Below are 21,602 nucleotides of genomic sequence, written 5' to 3'. Positions count from 1 at the left end.
TATGACCAAGTACTAATAATAGATGAAACAAATTTTATTCTTTTTTAAAAGGGGCGAGAAGGTGAAAAAAATTGCTTGGGTAACAGATAGTACAGCGAGCCTTGATGATAAGCTATTAAAGCATCCGGATTTGTATACGGTACCAATGTCCATACATTTAGATAATGAGCAATACTTGGACAAAATCGATTTAACTCCGGATGAGCTATTCCAGAGGTTAAAGACGCTCAAAATTCCACCAAAAACGTCACAGCCTTCTGTAGGTGAATTCAAGAACCTGTACGAAAAGTTGCAAGAAAACTATGATTATGTCATTTCCATTTTGGTATCCTCGAAGCTTAGCGGGACCGTTTCTTCAAGTGAGCAGGCCGCTCAGCTCGTCGATATTCCTGTTCTCACAATCGATTCGAAAATCCTAACCTATCCATTAACTGTGCAAATAAAGAAGGGGATGGAATGGTTTGCATCGGGACTCCATATTGAAGTCATTAAGGAGAAGCTTGAAAGATTAAGAGAAACGTATGAAGCTTACGTTCTTGTTGGCAGTCTAGAACAGCTTCATCGAAGCGGAAGAATGTCTGGTATACAGTTTTTCCTAGGAAGCATGCTTAATATTAAGCCCATTATCCAGGTTGCAGATGGAGTCTTATCGATTAAAGAAAAAGCTCGTAGCGAGAAGAAAGCAAAAGAAAAGATTTTTGGCTACCTACAGGAATCCTATAAAAAGTTCAAAATTAGCGAGGTCTATTTATTATACGGACTGCATGACAGAGAAGCACTGCGATGGAAAGAGGAGCTAGAAGGTATATTTTCTAGCATCCGCTTTAGCTGTCATCCACTCGGGGCCACAATTGGTGTTCACGCAGGGGAAGATACAATCGGAATAAGCTGGTATAATGGACTCGAGGAAAAGCGCTCATAAGGCGCTTTTTTTAATAGGGCCTCTCCTAATAATTATTGTTCAAAAGCAACAATGTTTGAGAAAAGAGCTTTATGCTAAAATAAGAGGCGATGAATTTTTGATGATTGGATTGGTCTAAATGAAGATAATTTCGATAGAAAATTTAACAAAAACCTATGGAGAAAAACAACTTTTTCAAGATATATCTTTTACAGTTGCGGAAAAGGAGCGAGTTGGCTTAATCGGGGTCAATGGCACGGGAAAATCCTCCTTGCTCAAAATCGTAGCAGGGGTGGATCTACCCGATTCTGGTGAAATTGTTCTCCCGAAGGATTACAAAATCGCCTACTCCTCTCAAACACCTTCCCTTGATGAGAGCTTGACCGTTTTGGATCAGGTGTTTGCTGGAGATGCCCCGATATTACAAGTCGTGAAGGAATATGAGAGAGCCCTTTTGGCCTTAGAAGCAAATCCTGATCTTGAAAGTGCTCAGGAGCGGCTGTTTGACATCCAAAGAAAAATGGATGCTGTTGATGGCTGGGATGCAGGCACGAACGCAAAGACGATTTTAACAAAGCTTGGAATCACCGATTTTAATAAAAGGATTTCAGAGCTCTCTGGGGGCCAAAAGAAGAGAGTTTCTCTAGCCCAGGTACTGATCCAGGATGCTGATTTGCTTATCCTTGATGAGCCGACGAACCATCTTGATTATGAGTCAGTGAAATGGTTGGAGGAATATCTAAGCCGGTACAGTGGTGCCATTCTTCTTGTCACGCATGATCGATACTTTCTTGACCGTGTGACCAACCGAATCTTTGAACTGGATGGCGGGAAGCTGTATAGCTATAAAGGGAATTATTCGGCCTTTCTTGAAGCGAAGGCGATTCGGGAAGAAAATGAAGCAGCAACTCTTGAAAAGCAAAGAAATCTATACCGGAGAGAGCTTGAGTGGATTCGTCGGGGCGCTAAGGCAAGAACGACGAAGCAAAAGGCGAGAATCGGGCGGTTTGAGGAGCTAGATAATCAAGTTAGCTCAGTCAAGGCTTCTGAAAAACTGGATATGTCCCTTTCTGGCAGCCGTCTCGGTAAGCAAGTATTTGAGCTGAAGGATGCGAATAAGTCCTACGGTACGCAAACGATTCTTAAGGACTTCGACCTCCTTGTGAAGCCCGGAGATCGAATTGGGATCGTCGGCAATAACGGGACGGGAAAATCCACGTTGCTTCATACGTTAGCGGGGAGACTGCCTTTGGATTCCGGTGAATTCATTATGGGGCAAACGGTCAAGGTTGCCTACTACACCCAAGAAAATGAAGATATGGACGAAAATAAGCGAATGATTGAATATTTGAAGGAGACCGCCCAGGTGGTATCAACCTCTGACGGCAAAACCATCTCAGCTGCACAAATGCTGGAGCGTTTTTTATTTCCTCCTTATACCCATGGTACACCGATTCGGAAGCTTTCCGGGGGAGAGAAACGGCGACTTTACTTATTGAAGATTCTTATGTCAGAACCAAATGTTTTGTTATTGGATGAGCCGACAAACGACCTTGATACGCAAACATTAACGGTGCTTGAGAATTATTTAGAGGAATTCCCGGGAGTGGTGATCACTGTTTCCCACGATCGCTATTTTTTAGATAAGGTAGCTGAGCAGCTTCTTATTTTAAAAGGCAACGGGAAAATAGACTCATTTTACGGGAATTACACCGAGTTCTTAGAAGCTCAAACTGAAAAAGTAGAGCCTAAGCCACAACCCGAGAAAAAAATAGAACAAGAAAAACCTAAAAAGAAGAGAATGACCTATAAGGAAAAAATAGAATGGGAATCCATTGATGAGGAGATTGAAAAGGTCGAAAACAGGCTCAAGGACATAAGTGTAGAAATGGCAGCAACGGGTAGTGATTTCGAGAAGGCTCAAGCTTTGATGGATGAGGAAAATTCCTTAAATGAAAAGCTTGAGAATTTGATTGAAAGATGGAGCTACCTATCAGAGCTGGTCGAAAAAGGGTAAGGGACCGAGAAAAAGCAAATTTCATGAGTCAAAGGATAGTTTATGTTACCATTGTAAATAACGAATATTGTAAAAGTAAAAAGGGTGACAATATGAAAATAAAATCCATCGAACCAACGCCAAGTCCAAATACGATGAAAATTAATTTAGATGAAGAGCTACCAATGGGGAAAAGCAATAACTATAAAAAAGATACCATGCAAGGAGCCCCAAAGGTTGTTCAAGAGATCTTGGGCATTGAAGGCATTAAAGGAGTGTACCATGTGGCTGATTTCCTAGCCGTTGAGCGTAATGCTAAGTACGACTGGAAGGACCTTCTTCCACAGGTAAGGAAAGCATTCGGCGAGGACACAGCAGATGCAAACTCTCAACATGTTGTAGATGAGCATTTTGGCGAGATCAAAGTTCAAGTTCAAATGTATAAGGGCATCCCTTTGCAAGTGAAGCTGACGGATGGGACAGAGGAAAGGCGATTTGGAATGCCAGATAGGTACACAAATCTAGTTTCCGAGCTTCAAGATGATCAAAACTATATCCTCCAGAGAAAATGGAAGGACCAAGGAGTGCGTTATGGTGATTTTGAAGAAATCGGAAAGGAAGTTGTCGAGGAGTTAATCGCTGCTTATCCTGAGGAACGCTTAAAAGAACTAATCGAGCAAGCGAAGAATGCAGACCCCGTCGTACAAAAGCAAGCTCGAAAAAGGCTCAAGGTAACACCTAATGACCTGAATGAAGCAGATTGGCAAAAACGCTATCAGCTGTTAGAGCAAATGGAGGATCCAACCGTAGAAGACTTACCTCTTCTAGACAAGGCTCTTCAGGATGAGAAGGCCTCAATAAGAAGGCTTGCTACTGTATATCTTGGCATGATTGAGGATAAGTCGGTACTTCCATACCTATATAAAGCCTTAAAGGATACCTCCGTAACGGTTAGAAGAACAGCAGGTGACTGCCTGTCCGATCTTGGTTTTGAAGAGGCACAGGATGAAATGATGAAGGCTCTTAAGGATAAAAGTAAGCTCGTTCGCTGGAGAGCGGCAATGTTTTTATACGAGGTAGGGAACGAACAGGCTCTTCCAGCATTAAAGGAAGCGGAAGAGGATCCTGAGTTCGAGGTGAGCATGCAAATCAAGCTGGCCATCGAAAGGATCGAGCAAGGGGAAGAAGCAAAAGGCTCTGTTTGGAAGCAAATGACTGAAATGAGGAAGAATTAAAGCAAAAAAAGCTGGTGACCCAGCTTTTTTTCTTTATGTTCTTATTTTAAATTGCATAGGCGCATCGTCATTGGAAATGGCTTTAAATTCATATCCCATCTCCATTAGCTTCTCTATGATTTTAGGCAAGACTTGAGCGGTAACTTCCTTATCATGAAATAGGATGACTGGTTTAATTCCTTTTTCCTTGATCCTGTTAACCTGCATCAAAACGGATTGCACCATTTGCTCGCTTGAGTGCATTCTCCAGTCCGCACTATCGACATTCCAATCCCACATAATGAAATGTGCTTGATCAAGCTCTTTTTTTTGCGAAGCTGTTAAGTGTGGAGAACTCCCGAAAGGTACTCGAATGAGTTGCACAACTTGTCCAGTCATCTCTTCGACGGACTTCCCGCAGGTTTCCATTTCCTCGCGAGGCGAAGTGGAGGTTCGATAGAATGCTGATACCTTGTGTGAAACCCCATGACAGCCGATGGAATGGCCCTCCTCAGCAACTGCTTTTACAATGTCAGGGTTTTTTAAGATATTGCCATTTAGCATAAAAAATGTCGATTTGATGTTGTATTTTCTCAAAACACTTAAAATTGCGGGAGTGAACGGAGTCGGTCCATCATCAAAGGTCAGGAAAAGCTCCATCTTAGATTCAACCTTTGCAAAACGTTCAGGCAGTTGCTCAAAACCCTCTAATAACTCAATTTCTGAACCCTTCGTTGCATGCTCCCTAAACTGGGTTTCAATCGTATGATTTTTCCCTTCTGCCTTCGCTTCTAACTCTATTAATTTAGCAAAAATAGTAGAGGAAGAGAAGATAATGATGGTTAGACTTATTAACAATATGAAAATAGTGATGCGTTTTCGTGATAGCATGTAGTCCCCTTCTCTCATATAACAATATCTATCTATTATCATATGACAAATCCTGACAGAAATATAGAGGGTTTTGTCAAATTGTGAAATTAATAATGTATCCTCATAACAGAAGTGGGCTTGCTGGATTGCATCCATATCGCTAAATATAGTATGCTTATGAAGGAAACAAGATAGGGAGGTTATTTAACATGTCAATGGCATATGAAGAATATATGAAGCAAATGGTCAAGCCGATGCGTGAGGAGCTTGTACTGGCAGGATTCAAAGAACTGCTTACACCTGAAGAGGTGGAGAACTTCATGGAGGGAGTGGAAGGAACAACTTTAGTGGTTGTGAATTCTGTTTGCGGCTGTGCTGCAGGCTTGGCTCGTCCAGCTGCTACACAGGCGTTACTAAGGTCAGAAAAGAAACCTGATCATTTAATGACCGTTTTTGCTGGACAGGAGAAGGAAGCAACCGCAAAAATGCGAGAGTATTTCGAGGGATATGAGCCTTCATCACCATCTATGGCTCTTTTAAAAGGGAAAGAGGTTGTTCATTTTATTCCAAGACATGAAATTGAAGGTCAACCATTAGAAGTGATTATGGAGAATTTACAAACGGCATTTGAAAATCATTGCTAAAATATATCCTGCATAAGAATAGTCGGCGGCATACCTTCTCTTCGCTGTTGCTCGAAACCCGTGAGCAAAGGCTCGTTCAGGCATGCCACCGACAATTTGTTAATTATACAAGGAGTATTTTCCACCAAAAGGATGTCAGCTAGACATCTTTTTCTTATGGAATTGACTAAATTAGAGCGATTAGGTGATCGGATGTTTGTCACTACAGCGGGTCGTACGAATGACCTTATGATTGAAAGAGCACAAGAAGTTGCTGAGGATTTAGGAATTGAATATATAACGAGAAATAAACGTTCGATTCTAAGTCTACAGAAAATGCTTCACGATGCTTGTATTGTGGTCGGAAAAGATCGTTTGGAGTTATACCCTTTTGGGGAAGAGGAGCCCTTTTTCTTCCATCCTAATTCTAGCATGTTTAGGATTAAGAGATTGCTAATAGGAGATTCCGATCCCTTTGTAGAGGCTTGTCAGCTTCGAGAGGGAAGTTATTTCTTAGACTGTACACTTGGTCTCGCCTCTGACAGTATTGTTGCAAGCCATATTGTTGGCAAAGAAGGGAGAGTAGTGGGGATTGAAGGTAATCCATACCTCGCATACTTAACAATGGAGGGCCTTAAGTCCTGGAAAACCGATGTTGATGAATTAGCCCTCGCCTTTAACCGCATAGAAATTTTCCAACAGCTTGCAATTGACTATTTGAGAACACTGCCCTCTAAGAGCTTTGATGTGGTCTATTTCGATCCGATGTTTGACGAGCATATAATGGAATCAGATGGGATAAGAGGCCTAAGCAGTATTGCGCTTTACGAAGATGTCTCAGATGAAATGATCGCTGAGTCAAAAAGGGTAGCGCGAGAAAGGGTCGTGTTAAAGGATCATTTTCGCAGCAGGCGCTTTGAAAAGTTTGGATTTCACGTACAAAAAAGAAAATCTGCTAAATTTCATTTCGGGGTGATAGAGATACAGTGAAGTCTTTTTTTCGAAGAATTCACTGTATCTCTTTTTATAAGGCTGTTTCTCCACGTATTTTAGTTCTAGCATATCCCTAATACCAGCCTATTCCGTTTACTAATCTGTAATGGTCAGATAGACAAAATAGGCTAATACTAACCAGCTCATGATAAGATATAACAGATTGCTATCCATGCTCCCACTCCTCTCTACTTATCTCCTAATAAGAAAAATTCTCGCAAAATATGAAACCCATTTCCTTTTTAACCGTACTAGATAGTATAATGATTCTAAGGATAATTTGAGATTCAAAGATAGGATTAATAAATATATATAAACGGGAGAGAGAATCATGCCTAAATGGTTAAGAAAATCATTAGTTGTCATGGTAACCGTCTTAACATTTGGACTTATTACACCATCACAGCTCTATGAACATGTTGATAAACCGCCTAAAGGCAATGCCGTTCAATCGAAAAGCCAAGCAAGTCAGGAAGCTGAGACTCAAATTGAGTATGCTGATGGTTCGAGTACGGAAGAGGATGTTATTGGCAATCTAATGAAGGACGTTGAAAGGCATTCCTATATGAAATTTGGTGAAAGAATTAGACCGGTCATTGAAGATGAATTTAAAGAAATCATTCTTCCAAATATTGAAAAGGCGATAGAAAGAGTTGCTTTTCAACATCAGGGGGATTCATTAAAAAATCTCGTTATCTCCGAAATACCAACCGGGGGAGATTCTGAAAAAATTTTCCACATTGCAAATAAGGAAATGGATCAGGAAATCATAAGATTTCACGTCAGAAAGGATCATCCGCCACAGGCGGGGTATTGGTTTAATTTTCATTATCACACCTATATGGATGAGTTTGAAGAGCATCATGATCTCGGCTCTATCTATTGGGATAAGAATACTCCACCAAAATGGATGAGCTAGGTACTGTAAAAATTGAAATTACATTAATTTTGTGAAAAAATGAAGATGGGTATTGAAACCTTGAAAGAGATTAATCGTAAAGTAAAAAGAAAAATAAATGGAGGTATGGAAAATGGCAATAAGTTTATCAAAAGGACAAAAGGTAGATTTAACAAAAACCAACCCAGGTTTAACAAATGTGGTAGTTGGCTTAGGATGGGATACAAACAAGTATGATGGAGGTCATGATTTCGACCTCGATTCCTCCGTTTTCTTGCTAGGTGAAAATGGAAAGGTTGGTTCCGAAAGTGATTTTATTTTCTACAATAATACAACTGGTGGAAATGGTTCTGTTGTACATACTGGCGATAATCGTACAGGAGAAGGTGAAGGGGACGACGAACAGCTCAAGATTAATCTTGCAGGAGTACCTGCTAATGTTCAGCGTATAACCTTCACAATTACGATTCACGATGCCGAAGCGAGAAGCCAAAATTTCGGTCAGGTTTCTAATGCTTATGTAAGAGTCATGAACGGTGATACAAATGAGGAACTAATTCGATATGATTTAGGTGAGGATTTCTCCATTGAGACTGCCCTAGTTGTCGGTGAGCTATACCGCCATAATGCAGAATGGAAGTTCAGCGCAATTGGCAGTGGCTATCAAGGTGGACTTGCAGCACTTGCAACTGATTTTGGTCTACAGGTTGGTTAATTAAGCTTAATTGGTAATGGGCTCGGTTTCGCCCGAGCCTTCTAAAAATAGATTTCGCATGGAACGTGGGAGGAACTGCATTAATGTCAATCATTCAAGGAATATTAGATACTTATGCTCTATTTTTCGACTGGCAGATGTGGGTAGAGCATGTTTTCACAAATCCCGTTGCTTGGGGATTAATTGGAACCCTCATCATTATGGAAGGTCTATTATCTGCTGACAATGCACTCGTACTAGCAGTAATGGTCAAGCACTTGCCTGACAAGCAACGAAAAAAGGCCCTGTTTTATGGATTATTGGGTGCATATGTTTTCCGCTTTTTGGCAATCGGAGTCGGTGTTTATTTAATTGAATTTTGGTGGATAAAAATTTTAGGTGCCGGCTACTTAGCATGGTTAGCGATTAAATATTTTATTGATAAAAGGAAAGAAAACGAAGAGAGCGATGACGAAGCAGAAGGAATTAATAAAGGCGGTCTGTTAATTCGTTTGTTTGGGACTTTCTGGGGAACTGTCGCTGCTGTTGAGTTAATGGATATTGCGTTCTCTGTTGATAGTGTTCTTGCTGCTTTTGGAATTAGTAATGAGGTATGGGTGCTATTGTTAGGTGGTATGCTAGGGGTCCTTATGATGCGAGGAGTTGCGGGAATATTCCTTAAACTTATTGATCGCGTTCCAGAAATCGAAACAACTGCTTACATCTTGATCCTGATTATTTCTGTGAAGATGCTCTTAGGTGTGGCTCATATTGAGATTGACCATATTTACTTCTTCATTATTTTACTTGTTGCATTTGCAGCGACCTTTATTGTGCACTTTAGAAATAAGAAAAAGGCTTCTCAAATACAAGGTTAATATTTTTATAGGAAAAGAATCGAGGAAAGGGAACAGACGACAGTCCGCTCCCTTTCTTTTTATCATGAAAGGATACGGGGAGAAGTAAGCATGCGATTATTTTCAAATCTTTATGACGATGAAATCAAGAAATATTTTTTTAAGCCACCGTCTCGGTTTAGCAAGCATTCTCCAAGAGAAGTTCTTGCCTATGGCTTGGGTGGAACATTATATATGCCAGCTACAAAGAAGAATATTCATCAAGATATCCTCACGAAGAAGCATGCGGGCTTAACCTCGCTGGTTATTTGTCTAGAGGATGCTATTGGCGATAACGAGGTCGAAAAGGCTGAGAATATGCTAATCAAGGAATTAAGCTCCCTCTATGAAGGACTAGAAAAAGGGTTTATTGACTTGGACGAGCTACCCCTTATCTTTATTAGGATTAGAAGCTTGCAGCAGCTCGTCAGTTTAAGTGAAAGATTGGGCGAACGCTTGTCGATTCTTACAGGAATTGTGATTCCGAAATTTCGAAAGGAAAATGGTGAACCCATTCTAGAGGCAATCGCCAACAAGAAATCCCTAAAAAACCCACTATATGCGCTACCGATCCTTGAATCAAAGGAAATCATCTACCAGGAAACAAGAATTCAGGAGCTTTTCGAAATTAAACAGTTGCTGGATCGCTATCAGGAAATAATCCTAAACGTTCGAATTGGAGCAACGGATTTTTCGGGCCTCTTTGGGATCCGCCGGAGTCCGGATACGACGGTCTATGAGATTGCCGTCATTCGCGATTGTATTGCTGATATTATTAATATGTTCGTTCGTTTAGATAGTCCATATGTTGTTTCTGGCCCTGTCTGGGAGTATTTTTCTTCAGCGGAGAGAGTCTTAAAGCCACAAATTCGACAAACCCCCTTTATTGAAAAATATGGAGAGGAAGGGGTCAAAGTCCGCCAGCAACTAATCGGAAATCATATGGATGGGTTTATTCGAGAAATTTTAATGGATATTGCCAACGGTATCGTCGGAAAAACGATTATTCACCCGACCCATATTCAAGCGGTTCAAGCCCTCAATGCAGTTTCTTATGAGGAATATCACGATGCTTTACATATTATTACAGAAAGCAATGGGGAAATTGGGGTGCTGAAGAGCACGTTTTCCAATAAAATGAATGAACTAAAGCCCCATCTCTATTGGGCGCAGAAAATGATGCTGAAATCAGTAACTTACGGGGTGCTTCGCAATGAATACACATACATCGACCTGCTTAAACAGAATGTTTACGTATAACATTTTGGATGGACTCAAGGTTGAAATTACAATTCAACAAAATCCGTATGAGATTCCATTAGAGGATTTATTTTTGATGGCGGCTAGAGTGAATAAGAAAAGGTCTTTTCTCTTCGTTAGTAAGGTTCTTGGCAAGCATTTGCCAATTAAGCCCATTGTAGGGATGCAAGTCGGTTTTCTTTTAGCAGCCAGATATATGGAAGTGGTCAAAGCTACACCACCTCGAGACTCTGATCGCCTTATATCAAGCTTTAAGAACCATACCAAAGGGTATATGGAGGCTTTTATAGAAGAACAGCATTGTCCAATTGTGATCGGATTCGCTGAAACGGCGACGGCTCTTGGTCATGCTTTCTTTGAGGCCTTTCGAAAGGCTGATTTTTTTCATACAACGAGGGAATGGTTTGAAGGGGTAGAGCCAACCATCACCTTTGAAGAGGAGCATTCCCATGCAACCTCCCACCGTGTCTATGTAGAAAAAGAGCTCTTGGAAAGCAATAGGGAAATAATTTTAGTTGATGATGAGATTACAACGGGGAAGACGGCTCTAAATATTATCCGTGCTCTACATGAGAAATTTCCACGGAAGACTTATACAGTCGTCTCGATCCTCGATTGGCGTTCTCATGAGAATGAGAAGCGTTTTAAGGAGCTTGAACAGGAATTAGGGATAACGATTCATACTGTGAGCTTAGTGAAAGGGACCGCTACTGAGATAGGTGGCATTGATATGGATGAACAGGTTATTCAGGAGTCGATTCCTGAATTCTCCCAGCATGTCTCTTTTCATCGTATTGAAAATCCCGACCTCATCAAGATAGGGAGTAGTGCAAAAGGGGGGTACACCCGTTATACAGGGAGGTTTGGATTAACCTCAAAGGAGAACGAGGAGGCAACCAACTGGATGAAAAAGGTAGGGGAGGATCTTGCAGGTTTGAGGACTGGAAAAAGATCTCTCGTGCTGGGGGCAGGGGAATTTATGTATATCCCAATGAAAGTGTCGTCTTACATGGGGGAAAATGTATTCTATCACTCTACGACAAGAAGTCCGATCTTTCCTACTCAAAGAGAGAAGTATGGGGCAAAAAATCGTTTTTCCTTTTTGAATCCAGAGGATCCGTCTATCCAGCATTACCTTTATAATATCTCCGAAAATCAGTACGATGATATTTTTATTTTTTTTGAAAAAAGAGTTGATAAATCGCAAATACAAGGGATGCTAGAACAGTTAAAAAGAACCTATATTCCAAACATAAGAGTGGTTTACATAGAGTAAAAGGAGGTAGATATGTCATATGAGCACTGACCTTTATACGAAAATAGGTTCCTATTCGGAGGAGGATGTGAAGTTTTTACTCAAGGATTTGAGTCATGTCCAATTAGAAGGTTCGGCGGAATCAAGGGAAAAAAGGATACAATCCGGTGAACATTATAGTGAAAGTCTTCCGATAGAGTACCATCCACCACAGGAGTACATCGAGCTTTTTTATCAAACCCTTCATGATTACAAGAAAACGGTCGCCTATTATGTTGGCGTTGTGGCAGAACAGATTTATCGGAATAAGGGGAAGGAGACGGTTCTTGTATCATTAGCCCGGGCCGGTACCCCGATTGGAATCCTGATTCGCAGATATCTTCACTGGAAATATGGAATATCTCTCCCCCATTATAGTGTTTCAATCATTAGAGGCAGGGGATTGGACTATAATGCGATCAAGTACATCCTAGCTCATCATCCAGAAGGAAAAATTCAATTCATTGATGGGTGGACCGGAAAGGGAGCTATTTCGATCGAGCTTACTAAATCTGTACGGGATATCCAAGAGCAATACGGTGTGGAGTTGGATGATACATTAGCCGTATTGGCTGACCCTGGTCATTGCACAACCCTTTATGGTACCCGCGATGATTTTATCATTCCCAGTGCTTGCCTAAACTCAACTGTATCAGGGCTAGTGAGCAGAACCGTCCTCAACCAGTCTTATATTGGTCCGGATGATTTCCACGGTGCAAAATACTATCGTGAGCTGGAGAGCTCTGATTTATCCAATGAATTCTTGGATATTATTGCTGGTGAGTTTGTTCGAATTGAGGAAGAAGCAATACCTAAAACTGGGGAGGATGCATCTTTTTCTGGACTTGAAACGGTGAAGCGGATGATGGCTGATTTTCAAATAAATGATATCAATCTTGTGAAGCCTGGAGTTGGGGAGACGACGAGGGTCCTTCTTCGACGTGTTCCGTGGAAGGTTCTAATAAAGGATATGGACAGTCCCTATCTTAAGCATATCCTCATGCTTTGTGAGGAGAAAAACATCGAAATTTTAGCGTATCCGGACATGGAATATACTTGCTGTGGATTGATCAAGAATGTTGGTGATGTCTAATGATGTTCGCATCAGACCTTGATCGGACCCTAATCTACTCCAATCGTGCCCTATCTGATTATGGTGTAGAAGAGGATATAGAGCTAGTGACCGTTGAACAAAAGCTGGATCAAAAGGTTTCTTTCATGTCAGCGGGATCATTGGCCTATCTTCAAAGAATTTCTAGCAAACTCTTGTTTGTCCCTGTTACAACAAGATCCTACGAGCAATATCGAAGAGTTCTCCTACCTAATACCTTACAAAAGTATGCAGTTACAAGTAATGGAGCAAATATTTTGTACGAGGGGATGCCGCTCGTAGATTGGAAGAACAAAATATCCAAAGACATAACAAATTCCTCCATGCATTTAGGGGAAATAATCGAACAAATGAAAGATAATTTTTACATTCCCGGTGAGATGAGAACAGTGGAGCAGCTTTTTGTGTATTATTATTTATCTGATCGAATCTCCTCTCAATTGGTGCAAGAGATTGCTTGCTTTCTAGCAGAGAAAGGTTGGAGGGTGTCCTATCAAGGAAATAAGTTCTACCTGATGCCTCTATCCATTTCGAAGGGGGAGGCCGTTCGATTCATTCAAGAGAGGGAGGGAATATCGACTCTGATCGGAGCTGGTGATTCAAGCTTTGATGATGATTTTCTAAGGATTTGCCAGTACCCATTCGTCCTTGGTCATGGAGAGTTGGCTCAAAAACCATTAAAGGAGCATTATCAGGTTATTAAGGAGGAGGGTGTAAAAGGGGGAGAAATGCTTCTAAATTCAATATTGAAGCTAATCGAGAAAATACAATTAGCATCTACTCCTTGAGACACTCTTTCCTCCCCGAGCTTAAACTTTTGAATATACCTGACCACAGGAACCCGAAACCAATAAACATAAGGGTTGCAAAAGCGAAGGAATTGTGTAATGGGTAGAGCATGTATGAAAAAATAAGGGACAAGAAGAAAAGGTCTAAATAGATGAAGACAGGAGAGAACAAAATATCTTCAACTATGGCCATATCCTCCTGCGGAATCCTTGCTGCTTTCATACGATATAGCATCCGCATTGCTTTCACCCTTCCATGAGAAGTATTTCAATTGACTACGATTCAACTGTCCTATAGCATATGCGGCTTCTGGAGAATAGGTGACGTATGGATATTGTCCTTTCAAAAGAAAAGATAATGAAACCTTTTTCACTTTTTCTCGTAAAAGAAATATCGGCATCCTTAGAAAAAGAGATATTCCTATGATATGATGGAAATAGAATTTACTTAAATATATGAAAATGAATAGTTTAGCGTTGAAAAAGGGAAGGGATTTTATGAACCCATCTTATCATTCTTTAATTTCACATATTTTACCATTATCATTAGAGACCTGGTTTCAGATGCTAAACAAACCTACCAAAGAGAGACCTCAATATCAACTTGAAAATGGTACCCTACATATTGGTCAGGTAGTTGCTCGCTTTTTAGGGATTTCAATTGATGAGGATGAATATTATAACCAATTATTTGATTATATACACGGAGAAAATCGTGTATTTACCCTTTTGAGCCAGGATAGCCTTGATAAGAGAATTGAGAACCAGCATTTCCAATCCATTCAAAAGGTGCTGAATATCAATCAAGAACAGAACCTGTCGATTAATCGCTTTGTTGCTTTTTTAGATGGTGAACAGCTCGTTTTGAAATCCTCGATTCCGGCTCTCCACCGTAAGTTAAGGGAAGCTATGATCGATACGATCAAGCTTTTTTCGGAAAAAGAGCCTCAAGGATTAAAAAGCCAGGAGTTGAGACGGGTTCTCGTTGATATTGTAAAATGGTCCTTTAATCATCTCGAGCCAGAGCTCGATTCCCTTGAAATTGAACGCGGCCTCCCAAAGTTTCTGTGGTACGGAAATTTTAAGAAGAGTAATTTTTATTTTATCTATTATCTCTTAAAAATTGGGTGTGATCTCGTTGTATTCAGTCCAAACGGCCAAGATATTCTGTCAGAATACGACCCGGATTGTAATCTCACATTCGTTCATTCTTATCCAGAATTGAAGGAGCCTGAACCGTTTCCTTTAGAGAAGAGAAGCAGAAAGTCTACGGTGGCTTACCGGGCCTCAAGGGAAATTGAAACGATTCTAAATCATGAAGGCTCAGGGCTCTACAAGCCATGGCAGCTGAGGGATTATACCCCAAGTTCCATCACCTTGAAAACAACCTATGACGAGCTCTTTCTTATTGCGAAGGAAATCGCCATGATCCGTCCAGATTTTGAGGTTCAAAATGGAGTTGTCAAGATACCTACGGTTTTTGCGAAGATTCAAGGGGTCAGCCGCAATCGTAAGGAATACTGGGATCGCCTGCATGCCATTTCTGAAAGTGAGGATAGCTTGCTCATTAAGCAATTCCCATTTTCTAGCTCTGTCAATAATGATTTTCGGTTTCATTATCGAGATGCTCTTGGTAGAGATGGATTATTAGTGCCAGAGAAGATGCTTGTAAGCAACTATTGGAGGTATGCCCACCTGCCTACAGGATTGCAAAAAGGGATTGCGGGCGCCATAAGAAATATTTGCGCAAGGCCGGCACTGAAACCAATTTATAATGAATCAGAGGATGAAATCAAAGTATATTTATTTACCCAAGGCATGCAGATTCCTCTAAATATACTGAAGCTTCTGCAGCGCTTTGATTACTCTCAAGCGGTTCCAAAGCTTGTCCTCTATAATAATGAACTTAATGGAACGATGACCCGAACCGATGCAGCACTTCTCTTGCTGCTTAATCAATTTGGGATCGACATTATTATGTATAATCCTCCAGGACATAATGATATTGAAAATTTTGTGGATGAACATCTATATGATATCCATTGGCTTGAGGATGTGGTCTTTGACCTAGAATTCCGTGAGCCATCGATAATGAAGAGAATCCTTCGGCAAGGTTTTTTCAAAAATTTGAGAGGAGATTGATGTGATGAATCAAGTTCAAAATACATCTGTTGATTTATTAACGAAGGTTCCAGAAGATAAGTTATCTGAAACGAAGGTTTCCGAAATTAAGCTTGCCCTCCGCAATGAACCCGAGGTACAGCAGCTTGCTCGTTCCATTGATGAACGAGATCAAATTCAGATCTTGGAATTTGGAAAGGAGCCTGCCGTGCAAATTTCGAGGTTCTCGGACCAAATTTTGAGCAATATGAGAGCAACCAAACTGGAGGACTCCGGAGAACTTTTGAAGCAGCTTGGACGGATCATGGACAAGTTTGACAAAAAGGACTTTGAACAAACCTCTGGTGGGCTTTTTGGAAAGCTGTTTAAACGGGGCGAAAAGGTCATTGAAAAGCTGTTTGGGAAATACCAAACAATGGGTGGAGAAATTGACAAAATTTATGTCGAAATATCGAAATACCAAAATGAAATGGTTGGCTCAACCCAAATGCTCGAGCAGATGTATGAGCAAAACTACCAGTACTATTTAACCTTGGAGAAATATGTGGTTGCTGGTGAGATGAAGGTCGAGGAATTAAAGAATAATCAGCTACCACAGCTCGAAGCACGTGCGGCCTCAGGCGATCAAATGGCCTCCATGCAGCTCGATACATTAAGGAATGCGATTGAGCTACTGGAGCAAAGAGTTTATGACTTAGAAATGGCTAAAATGGTTGCTTTGCAAACAGCTCCCCAAATTAGGTTGCTCCAAAGAGGGAATACGAAGCTGATTGGCAAAATTAATTCCGCTTTTGTGACGACGATTCCGATCTTTAAGAACGGGTTGATTCAGGCTGTTGCTGCAAAAAGACAAAAACTTGTCGCTGACTCGATGAGTGAGCTTGATCGACGAACAAATGAAATGCTCCTCCGTAATGCGCAAAATATTTCTCAGCAAAGTGTGGATATTGCGAGACTCGCAGGTGGTCCAAGCATTAAGATAGAAACGATCGAAGAATCTTGGAACATTATTGTGAAGGGAATGCAAGAGACGAAGTCCATCGAAGAGGAAAACAAGCGCCTAAGAGAAGAAGGTACAAGAAGACTCGAGCAGCTTCAGGACAATTTTAAGCAAATGAAATTGCAAGGATAAGCGATAGCTTTTAAATAGAAGTCAGAGCTTTTAATCCCAATTATTAATTTAAGAGGTGAAAACAATGGCAATTAATTTACAAAAAGGTCAGCGTGTCGATTTAACAAAAGGAAATCCAGGGCTTTCTCGAATCATGGTTGGTCTAGGCTGGGACCCTGTTGAAAATCGTGGGGGAGGCCTTCTAGGCTCATTATTCGGCGGGGGCGGAGGCGCAAACATTGACTGTGACGCTTCTGTCATCATGCTTGGTGAGGGAGACCGATTAAGAAATAACAGTGACGTGATTTACTTTGGCAATTTAAGAAGCAATGATGGCAGTGTCCAGCATACGGGCGATAACCTTACTGGACATGGGGATGGAGATGATGAGCAAATTAATGTGGATTTAAGTCGTATTCCAGCCCATATTCAAAAGCTTGTCTTCGTTGTGAATATTTATGATTGTGTCAAGAGAAGACAGCATTTTGGCATGATTCGCAATGCGTTTATTCGTGTTGTTAACCCAACAAATGGACAAGAGCTCATTCATTACAATTTGACAGATGATTATAGCGGCAAAACAACTCTAATCGTCGGAGAAATATATCGCCATGGAACTGATTGGAAATTTGCGGCTGTAGGAACTGGAACAACCTTTGCCAGCTTAGGTGAGGTTGTCAGAACCTATTCATAATTAAGTGATGAGGCTATTTTCGCAGGTATGCCCTGGGAAACAAGTCTTCTATAAAAATCAAATCTTTTAAGAGGTGAAGAAAATGGGTACGATTAATTTATCTAAGGGTCAGCGTATTGATTTAACGAAAACAAACCCAGGACTAACGAGGGTGATTGTTGGGTTGGGCTGGGATACAAATCGTTATGATGGCGGTCAGGACTTTGATTTAGATGCTTCGGCCTTCTTAACAGATCAAAACGGAAAAGCAACCCAGGATTTGGATTTTGTGTTCTACAATAATCTCGTTCATCCTTCTCAATCAGTCGAACATACAGGGGATAACCGTACAGGGGAAGGAGACGGGGATGACGAGCAAATCAAGATTGATTTTAGCAAGGTCCCTGCTAATATTGAGAAAATCGCCATAACAGTTACGATTCATGATGCTGAGCTAAGGAATCAGAACTTTGGTCAGGTGTCCAATGCTTTTGTACGAGTGGTCAATGAGGATAATAACCAGGAAATTCTCCGATATGATCTTGGAGAGGATTTCTCCGTAGAAACAGCTGTGGTCATTTGCGAGTTATACAAGCATAATGGCGACTGGAAATTCAATGCAGTCGGTAGCGGCTTTTCAGGTGGACTAGCTGCCTTATGCCGCAATTTTGGATTACAGGTTTAAGTTGAAGAATGGAAGGCTGTCCATGTGTCTGCCTTCTTTGAGGTCTATTGAAATTTATGACGAGCTGGCCTGGAAGCTTGATATTAGTCTTCCAGCCGGCTCGTCTTTTGTCGAGAATTACATATTTTTTATGAAAAGTAGATTAAATGCGATGGGCATCTGCAGTCTGAGGAACCAAATCTCTTGACTGGAAGACTGCCTCCAACTTCCTTCCTAATTTTCTCAGCAAGCACACACTCTCCGATTGTTCCTTCATATGTTATAATTCTCGTAATGGTACCATAGGGTCGTAAATAATCGAAATGCCATTTTAATCGCTTATCAACCCGTTTATGTCGGTCGATTCGGGCCAAAATATTCCGTTTTGCACTCCCCACGTAAATATACATACCCTTTTGAAAAAAATAGACTCCTAGTTTCCCAACCTTGACGGTGGCGGCATTTGGGACCTCTAAATAAATGGCATAAAGAGTATGTGAAGGATCGATAACTTCAATCATGTCATACCTCCTATGAATAGAAAGGGAAGAGAAAAATGCGAAAGCTATTCCTTTTTATAATCGTTTGGATATTCTCACTTGCAATTCTTGGACGCTCCTCCGCTTCCTATGATGGGATTCTACTAAAGGATTATCCCCATGCGTCCTTCTTGAGGGAAACTCTTCACCTACAGGATGAGGATCCCGTGAATGAAATCATCATACTGCCTGATGAAGCTTTCGATGAGAAAAAGGCAGCTTCCATGATCACTAATATTCATCAACTACCAAACTCTCTATTAGCTAAAATACAACAAAATGGCATCCATATAAAGCTTTTTAATGGCAAGCTGACCGATAACCCGACAGCCAATCATTTAAAAGGGGTTACCCCAAGAGGCTACAAGAGTCAAAAACAGTGGGATGACGTCCCTGGGATAGGTGGGAGCTCCATGGTTCTGGCGAAAATCGGTTTCAGTGAAAGAGGGATGGGGCATGGTTCGGTGAATTTAGAGCTGCATGAGCTTGCCCATTCGATCGATCAAATTGTGTATAACAATATCAGATTTGATCCCATATTCCTAAAAATTTGGTCAAAGGAAAAAAATGTGCTTTTTCCTGGGCAGACCTATATGCTTTCATTCCCAGAGGAATATTTTGCGGAAAGCTTTGCAATGTACTATATAGATGCTACAAATAAATTGGTCCTAAAGAAGCGAGCACCCAAAACATACGAATATATCAAAAATCTAAAGTGAAATTGCCACATCATGTATGGTAGAATTAGAACCATGTAAAAAGGGAAAAGGTGTGGAAAAATGAAACAATATCTAGATCTTTGTAGACATGTGTTAGAAAATGGCGTAAAAAAACAGGACCGAACTGGTACGGGTACGATTAGTACCTTTGGCTATCAAATGCGCTTTAACTTAGCTGATGGCTTTCCGGTTGTGACGACGAAGAAATTACATTTGAAATCCATTATCCATGAGCTGCTCTGGTTTCTCTCTGGGGATACGAATATTAAGTATCTTCAGGAAAATGGAGTCCGTATTTGGAATGAGTGGGCGGATGAAGAGGGGAATTTAGGCCCAGTCTATGGTCATCAATGGCGTTCCTGGACTTCTGCCGACGGAACAACGGTTGACCAGATTCGACAATTAATCGAACAAATCAAGACGAATCCCGATTCAAGAAGGTTAATTGTCAACGCTTGGAATGTAGGGGATCTTGATAAGATGGCACTGCCACCATGTCATTGTCTCTTCCAATTTCATGTAGCAGATGGAAAGCTATCCTGTCAGCTCTATCAGCGCTCTGCAGATATTTTCCTCGGGGTGCCCTTTAACATCGCTTCTTATGCTTTGTTAACCTTAATGATTGCACAGGTATGTGACTTAGAGCCTGGTGAATTCATACATACATTAGGGGATGCCCATATTTATAATAATCACCTGGAACAGGTTCAGCTACAATTAACAAGAGAACCGTATCCGCTACCAAAAATGAAAATCAATCCTGGAGTAAAAGATATTTTTCAATTTAAGTACGAGGACTTTGAGCTCGTGGATTATGTAGCCCATCCTCATATTAAGGGAGCTGTGAGCGTATGATCTCTTTTATTGTGGCGATGGATGATAACCGGGTCATTGGCAAGGATAACGAGCTTCCGTGGCATTTGCCGGAGGACTTGAAGAACTTCAAACGGGTGACAATGGGACACCCCATTGTCATGGGCAGAAAAACATTTGAATCGATTGGCCGTGCCTTGCCGGGGAGAGAAAATATCATCATTACGAGAAATCCAAGCTTTAGTCGTGATGACTGCACCGTTTTTTATCAAATCGAGGATTTTCTCTCTTATTGCAAACAGAAGCCTGAGGAAGAATTTTTTGTGATCGGCGGTGCAGAAATTTTCAAACAGCTTCTCCGAGAAGTGGGGCGCCTTTACATCACGATCATTCATGAGGATTTTCAAGGGGATACCTTTTTTCCTGAAATCGATATGAACGAGTGGCAGCTAACTTCCACAGAAAAAGGATTAAAGGATGAGAAGAATCCTTATGATTATGAATTCACTGTTTATGAACGAAAACAGCCTTAAGCTAGGCAGCTTTGTTAGCAATTAGGAGGAGAGACATGCTTCGTTTAGTCACATGCTTTTTTTATATGGCGGGTTATTTGATTTACAGTGTCCCGACTTTGAGAAAAATGAGAAAACTGTCATCTGAGATCCCAGTCGAGGAAAGGGATAGAAGGATCCATGACATGCCAAAGAGATGGTCGAGGACGATCATGAAAATAACCGGCTCTAAGATTGAAGTGGTTGGGCAAGAGAAGATTCCTGCTGGCCCCGTTGTTTTTATTAGCAATCATGAGGGAGATTTTGATGTTCCGACCCTCCTCGGTTTCATTGAAAAGCCCTTTGGCTTTATTTCTAAAATTGAAGTAAAAAAGGTTCCGATTATTTCTTCCTGGATGGAAGTCATCAATTGCGTGTTTCTCGATCGTAGTGATCGCCGTCAAGCCATTCGCTCCATCCGAGAAGGAGCAGAAATCCTGCGCCAAGGACATTCTCTTGTAGTCTTTCCAGAGGGGACAAGGAGCAAGGGCGGCGAAATGGGAGAATTTAAGTCGGGAAGCTTTAGGCTTGCAACAGATGCCAAGGTACCCATTATTCCAGTTTGTATAAAAGGGACCTCCGAAGTGTTTGAAAAGAACGGACGTCTTATCAAACCAGCGAAAATTAAAGTGACAATTTGCTCACCCATCGGTCCTAACGTTTATGAAAATATGAATGCAAAGGAACTTGCAGCCCATATTGAAGGAATTATCCGAAAGGAACTAGAGACATTATCCAATGCATCTTAAGGACAAGCCCCCTTGTTTCGACAGGGGGGGCGTATTGTGTTTTGAATTGAAAGAAAACTATAAATTTTATAAAAACACTCTTATAAAAATCGAAAGAACATGCTATAATGATCAAATTAAA

The 21,602-nt window shown here is 41.0% G+C and carries 22 protein-coding genes; 20 read left to right on the top strand and 2 right to left on the bottom strand.

Annotated elements, in window-relative coordinates:
* Window positions 1-61 precede the first annotated feature (61 nt).
* The 3 genes from fakB to J2S07_RS07020 all read left to right on the top strand — a co-directional run bounded on the left by fakB (window position 62) and on the right by J2S07_RS07020 (window position 4,132).
* The gene (gene fakB, locus J2S07_RS07030) at window positions 62-922 is read left to right on the top strand and encodes a fatty acid kinase binding subunit FakB (RefSeq protein WP_307149705.1); all 861 of its coding nucleotides are present in this window, start codon (window positions 62-64) and stop codon (window positions 920-922) included.
* A gap of 118 nt (window positions 923-1,040) precedes the next feature.
* Entirely contained in the window at window positions 1,041-2,918 is a 1,878-nt protein-coding gene (locus J2S07_RS07025) for an ABC-F family ATP-binding cassette domain-containing protein (RefSeq protein WP_307149704.1), read from the top strand.
* Window positions 2,919-3,010: 92 nt separating this feature from the next.
* Window positions 3,011-4,132, top strand: a complete 1,122-nt coding sequence (locus J2S07_RS07020; RefSeq protein WP_307149703.1) for a conserved virulence factor C family protein — start codon at window positions 3,011-3,013, stop codon at window positions 4,130-4,132.
* A gap of 33 nt (window positions 4,133-4,165) precedes the next feature.
* Here the strand turns inward: J2S07_RS07020 and J2S07_RS07015 are convergent, their stop codons facing one another.
* A complete protein-coding gene (locus tag J2S07_RS07015) occupies window positions 4,166-5,002 on the bottom strand; it encodes a polysaccharide deacetylase family protein (RefSeq protein WP_307149702.1) in 837 nt (278 codons plus the stop codon).
* 191 nt (window positions 5,003-5,193) lie between these two features.
* Here J2S07_RS07015 and J2S07_RS07010 point away from each other — a divergent pair, with 191 nt between their 5' ends.
* The 13 genes from J2S07_RS07010 to J2S07_RS06950 all read left to right on the top strand — a co-directional run bounded on the left by J2S07_RS07010 (window position 5,194) and on the right by J2S07_RS06950 (window position 18,131).
* Window positions 5,194-5,628, top strand: coding sequence for a BrxA/BrxB family bacilliredoxin (locus J2S07_RS07010; protein ID WP_307149701.1), 435 nt, complete (start codon window positions 5,194-5,196; stop codon window positions 5,626-5,628).
* A gap of 192 nt (window positions 5,629-5,820) precedes the next feature.
* Window positions 5,821-6,597, top strand: coding sequence for a class I SAM-dependent methyltransferase (locus J2S07_RS07005; protein ID WP_307149822.1), 777 nt, complete (start codon window positions 5,821-5,823; stop codon window positions 6,595-6,597).
* 334 nt (window positions 6,598-6,931) lie between these two features.
* A complete protein-coding gene (locus J2S07_RS07000; protein WP_307149700.1) occupies window positions 6,932-7,519 on the top strand; it encodes a YpjP family protein in 588 nt (195 codons plus the stop codon).
* Window positions 7,520-7,631: 112 nt separating this feature from the next.
* Window positions 7,632-8,213, top strand: a complete 582-nt coding sequence (locus tag J2S07_RS06995; protein ID WP_307149699.1) for a TerD family protein — start codon at window positions 7,632-7,634, stop codon at window positions 8,211-8,213.
* An 83-nt stretch (window positions 8,214-8,296) separates the two neighbouring features.
* Window positions 8,297-9,070, top strand: a complete 774-nt coding sequence (locus J2S07_RS06990) for a MeeY/MeeF family manganese export membrane protein (RefSeq protein ID WP_307149698.1) — start codon at window positions 8,297-8,299, stop codon at window positions 9,068-9,070.
* A gap of 90 nt (window positions 9,071-9,160) precedes the next feature.
* Window positions 9,161-10,348, top strand: coding sequence for an HpcH/HpaI aldolase/citrate lyase family protein (locus J2S07_RS06985; RefSeq protein ID WP_307149697.1), 1,188 nt, complete (start codon window positions 9,161-9,163; stop codon window positions 10,346-10,348).
* Window positions 10,302-11,624: a phosphoribosyltransferase family protein gene (locus tag J2S07_RS06980; protein ID WP_307149696.1), complete on the top strand. Its 1,323-nt coding sequence runs from the start codon at window positions 10,302-10,304 to the stop codon at window positions 11,622-11,624. The genes J2S07_RS06985 and J2S07_RS06980 overlap by 47 nt, the downstream gene beginning before the upstream one ends.
* 19 nt (window positions 11,625-11,643) lie before the next feature.
* Window positions 11,644-12,735 carry a cysteine protease StiP family protein gene (locus J2S07_RS06975; RefSeq protein ID WP_307149695.1) on the top strand — a complete coding sequence of 364 codons (1,092 nt, stop codon included), beginning with the start codon at window positions 11,644-11,646 and terminating at the stop codon, window positions 12,733-12,735.
* Window positions 12,735-13,541 (top strand): HAD family hydrolase, encoded by an 807-nt coding sequence (locus J2S07_RS06970; RefSeq protein ID WP_307149694.1) that lies wholly within the window; start codon window positions 12,735-12,737, stop codon window positions 13,539-13,541. Before J2S07_RS06975 ends, J2S07_RS06970 begins: the two co-directional genes overlap by 1 nt.
* 498 nt (window positions 13,542-14,039) lie before the next feature.
* Window positions 14,040-15,683: a YceG family protein gene (locus J2S07_RS06965; RefSeq protein ID WP_307149693.1), complete on the top strand. Its 1,644-nt coding sequence runs from the start codon at window positions 14,040-14,042 to the stop codon at window positions 15,681-15,683.
* A 4-nt stretch (window positions 15,684-15,687) separates the two neighbouring features.
* Complete coding sequence (locus tag J2S07_RS06960; RefSeq protein ID WP_307149692.1) at window positions 15,688-16,794, top strand: toxic anion resistance protein; 1,107 nt, start codon at window positions 15,688-15,690, stop codon at window positions 16,792-16,794.
* 64 nt (window positions 16,795-16,858) lie between these two features.
* Window positions 16,859-17,467 carry a TerD family protein gene (locus tag J2S07_RS06955; RefSeq protein ID WP_307149691.1) on the top strand — a complete coding sequence of 203 codons (609 nt, stop codon included), beginning with the start codon at window positions 16,859-16,861 and terminating at the stop codon, window positions 17,465-17,467.
* 82 nt (window positions 17,468-17,549) lie between these two features.
* Window positions 17,550-18,131, top strand: a complete 582-nt coding sequence (locus tag J2S07_RS06950) for a TerD family protein (RefSeq protein WP_307149690.1) — start codon at window positions 17,550-17,552, stop codon at window positions 18,129-18,131.
* A 128-nt stretch (window positions 18,132-18,259) separates the two neighbouring features.
* On the opposite strand, the gene J2S07_RS06945 is transcribed toward J2S07_RS06950, so the two are convergent.
* Window positions 18,260-18,631, bottom strand: coding sequence for a GIY-YIG nuclease family protein (locus J2S07_RS06945; RefSeq protein WP_307149689.1), 372 nt, complete (start codon window positions 18,629-18,631; stop codon window positions 18,260-18,262).
* A gap of 35 nt (window positions 18,632-18,666) precedes the next feature.
* Here J2S07_RS06945 and J2S07_RS06940 point away from each other — a divergent pair, with 35 nt between their 5' ends.
* The 4 genes from J2S07_RS06940 to J2S07_RS06925 are packed head-to-tail and all read left to right on the top strand — an operon-like array spanning window position 18,667 to window position 21,481.
* Window positions 18,667-19,368 (top strand): anthrax toxin lethal factor-related metalloendopeptidase, encoded by a 702-nt coding sequence (locus J2S07_RS06940; RefSeq protein ID WP_307149688.1) that lies wholly within the window; start codon window positions 18,667-18,669, stop codon window positions 19,366-19,368.
* 60 nt (window positions 19,369-19,428) lie between these two features.
* On the top strand, window positions 19,429-20,223 hold the full coding sequence (locus tag J2S07_RS06935) for a thymidylate synthase (RefSeq protein ID WP_307149687.1): 795 nt from the start codon (window positions 19,429-19,431) through the stop codon (window positions 20,221-20,223).
* Window positions 20,220-20,714, top strand: coding sequence for a dihydrofolate reductase (locus J2S07_RS06930; protein WP_307149686.1), 495 nt, complete (start codon window positions 20,220-20,222; stop codon window positions 20,712-20,714). Before J2S07_RS06935 ends, J2S07_RS06930 begins: the two co-directional genes overlap by 4 nt.
* A 35-nt stretch (window positions 20,715-20,749) precedes the next feature.
* On the top strand, window positions 20,750-21,481 hold the full coding sequence (locus J2S07_RS06925; RefSeq protein ID WP_307149685.1) for a lysophospholipid acyltransferase family protein: 732 nt from the start codon (window positions 20,750-20,752) through the stop codon (window positions 21,479-21,481).
* Window positions 21,482-21,602 lie beyond the last annotated feature (121 nt).

This window comes from Anoxybacillus andreesenii, from assembly GCF_030813005.1.
GTDB classification, from domain to species: Bacteria; Bacillota; Bacilli; order Bacillales; family Cytobacillaceae; genus Robertmurraya; species Robertmurraya andreesenii.
This window is presented reverse-complemented; position numbering and strand designations above follow the sequence as displayed.

What these genes read in the sequence shown, in the direction of transcription:
- J2S07_RS07025 (WP_307149704.1), top strand. Translation starts at nt 1,041, where the DNA reads ATGAAGATAATTTCGATAGAAAATTTAACAAAAACCTATGGAGAAAAA.
- J2S07_RS07020 (WP_307149703.1), top strand. Translation starts at nt 3,011, where the DNA reads ATGAAAATAAAATCCATCGAACCAACGCCAAGTCCAAATACGATGAAA.
- J2S07_RS07015 (WP_307149702.1), bottom strand. Translation starts at nt 5,002, where the DNA reads ATGCTATCACGAAAACGCATCACTATTTTCATATTGTTAATAAGTCTA.
- J2S07_RS07010 (WP_307149701.1), top strand. Translation starts at nt 5,194, where the DNA reads ATGTCAATGGCATATGAAGAATATATGAAGCAAATGGTCAAGCCGATG.
- J2S07_RS07005 (WP_307149822.1), top strand. Translation starts at nt 5,821, where the DNA reads ATGTTTGTCACTACAGCGGGTCGTACGAATGACCTTATGATTGAAAGA.
- J2S07_RS07000 (WP_307149700.1), top strand. Translation starts at nt 6,932, where the DNA reads ATGCCTAAATGGTTAAGAAAATCATTAGTTGTCATGGTAACCGTCTTA.
- J2S07_RS06995 (WP_307149699.1), top strand. Translation starts at nt 7,632, where the DNA reads ATGGCAATAAGTTTATCAAAAGGACAAAAGGTAGATTTAACAAAAACC.
- J2S07_RS06990 (WP_307149698.1), top strand. Translation starts at nt 8,297, where the DNA reads ATGTCAATCATTCAAGGAATATTAGATACTTATGCTCTATTTTTCGAC.
- J2S07_RS06985 (WP_307149697.1), top strand. Translation starts at nt 9,161, where the DNA reads ATGCGATTATTTTCAAATCTTTATGACGATGAAATCAAGAAATATTTT.
- J2S07_RS06980 (WP_307149696.1), top strand. Translation starts at nt 10,302, where the DNA reads ATGAATACACATACATCGACCTGCTTAAACAGAATGTTTACGTATAAC.
- J2S07_RS06975 (WP_307149695.1), top strand. Translation starts at nt 11,644, where the DNA reads ATGAGCACTGACCTTTATACGAAAATAGGTTCCTATTCGGAGGAGGAT.
- J2S07_RS06970 (WP_307149694.1), top strand. Translation starts at nt 12,735, where the DNA reads ATGATGTTCGCATCAGACCTTGATCGGACCCTAATCTACTCCAATCGT.
- J2S07_RS06965 (WP_307149693.1), top strand. Translation starts at nt 14,040, where the DNA reads ATGAACCCATCTTATCATTCTTTAATTTCACATATTTTACCATTATCA.
- J2S07_RS06960 (WP_307149692.1), top strand. Translation starts at nt 15,688, where the DNA reads ATGAATCAAGTTCAAAATACATCTGTTGATTTATTAACGAAGGTTCCA.
- J2S07_RS06955 (WP_307149691.1), top strand. Translation starts at nt 16,859, where the DNA reads ATGGCAATTAATTTACAAAAAGGTCAGCGTGTCGATTTAACAAAAGGA.
- J2S07_RS06950 (WP_307149690.1), top strand. Translation starts at nt 17,550, where the DNA reads ATGGGTACGATTAATTTATCTAAGGGTCAGCGTATTGATTTAACGAAA.
- J2S07_RS06945 (WP_307149689.1), bottom strand. Translation starts at nt 18,631, where the DNA reads ATGATTGAAGTTATCGATCCTTCACATACTCTTTATGCCATTTATTTA.
- J2S07_RS06940 (WP_307149688.1), top strand. Translation starts at nt 18,667, where the DNA reads ATGCGAAAGCTATTCCTTTTTATAATCGTTTGGATATTCTCACTTGCA.
- J2S07_RS06935 (WP_307149687.1), top strand. Translation starts at nt 19,429, where the DNA reads ATGAAACAATATCTAGATCTTTGTAGACATGTGTTAGAAAATGGCGTA.
- J2S07_RS06930 (WP_307149686.1), top strand. Translation starts at nt 20,220, where the DNA reads ATGATCTCTTTTATTGTGGCGATGGATGATAACCGGGTCATTGGCAAG.
- J2S07_RS06925 (WP_307149685.1), top strand. Translation starts at nt 20,750, where the DNA reads ATGCTTCGTTTAGTCACATGCTTTTTTTATATGGCGGGTTATTTGATT.